This window comes from Actinacidiphila sp. bgisy145 (assembly GCF_057708125.1).
In genome coordinates, this window is record NZ_JBYIRL010000107.1 from 1 (window position 1) to 1,339 (window position 1,339).

Genomic DNA, 1,339 nt, shown 5'->3' on the forward strand with positions numbered 1-1,339 from the left:
ACGGCCCGGTCACTGGTGCTGCGGGAGGCGTCGGCTGGTCAGTTCACCGGTACTGGTCGGCAGGTGCGGCAGTCGCTGTTCACGGTGGACTGGGTTCCGCTGCCTGCCCCGCAGACCCCTGACACCGCTCTGGTGCAGTGGGTGCGGCATGGTGAGTCGGTCGGGTCCGAGGTGGCTCCGGTGGTGGTGGCGGTGGTGCCGGCTGTCCCGTCGGGGGTTCCGGTACCGGAGGCGGCTCAGTTGGCTGCTGCGACGGTGTTGGGTTGGGTGCAGGAGTGGCTGGCCGATCCCGAGACGGACAACGCGCGGTTGGTGATCTGGACCCAGGGCGCGGCCACCGGGCAGGACCTGGCCGGTGCCGCGGTGGTGGGTTTGGTGCGTTCGGCGCAGTCCGAGCACCCGGGGCGTGTGCTGCTGGTCGACGTCGACCCGACGGCTGACCTGGACCCTGCCAACGACGGCGACGTGGACACGGTCCTGGCCCTGGCCCTGGATGCCGGCGAACCCGACATCCGCATCCGCCCCGCTACTACTGACGGCGGGACCGCAATGGCGTTCGGGCGTCGGCTGGTCCGGGCGGGTGCGTCCGGGGATCTGGCGCTTCCCGCTGGTTCGGGTTGGCGGGTGGAGGTGGCGGAGCCGGGTGATCTGGGCAGTGCTGCTGTGGTCGATGCTCCTGAGGCGGGGGCGGTGTTGTTGCCGGGGCAGGTGCGGGTGGGTTTGCGGGCGGCGGGTGTGAACTTCCGCGATGTGGTGGCCGGGCTGGGAATGGTTGCGGACGGCCGGATGCTGGGCGGGGAAGGCGCGGGCGTGGTTCTGGAGACCGGTCCCGGAGTCACCGGCCTGGTTGTGGGTGAGCCGGTGATGGGTTTGGTGCCGGGGTGGGGGTCGGTGGGGGTGGTGGACAGCCGGCTGGTGGCTGCGGTGCCGCGGGGGTGGTCGTTCCAGGAGGCTGCTGCGGTGCCGGTGGGGTTCTTGACGGCGTTTTATGCGTTGCGGGATCTGGCTCAGGTCCGTCCGGGTGAGCGGGTGTTGATCCATGCCGGGACCGGCGGTGTGGGTACGGCTGCGGTGCAGTTGGCTCAGGAATGGGGTTTGGAGGTCTTCGCGACCGCGAGTCCGGCGAAGCAGGCCGCATTGCGGGCGATGGGCATCGAGGAGAACCACATCGCGTCGACGCGGGATCTGGCGTTCTGTGAGCGGTTCCTGGGCGTGACCGGTGGCGAAGGCATGGACGTGGTCGTCAACGCCTTGGCGGGAGAGTTCACGGATGCCTCGCTGCGGTTGTTGCCGCGTGGTGGTCGGTTCGTCGAGATGGGCAAGACCGATATCCGTGATG

General features: G+C 69.8%; 1 protein-coding gene. It reads left to right on the forward strand.

Annotated features, from left to right (window positions below; translation table 11 throughout):
* Positions 1-63: 63 nt before the first annotated feature.
* Positions 64-1,339 (forward strand): SpnB-like Rossmann fold domain-containing protein (locus tag AC3ERT_RS36485; RefSeq protein ID WP_435179477.1); only part of this gene is annotated, 1,276 nt, incomplete at its 3' end.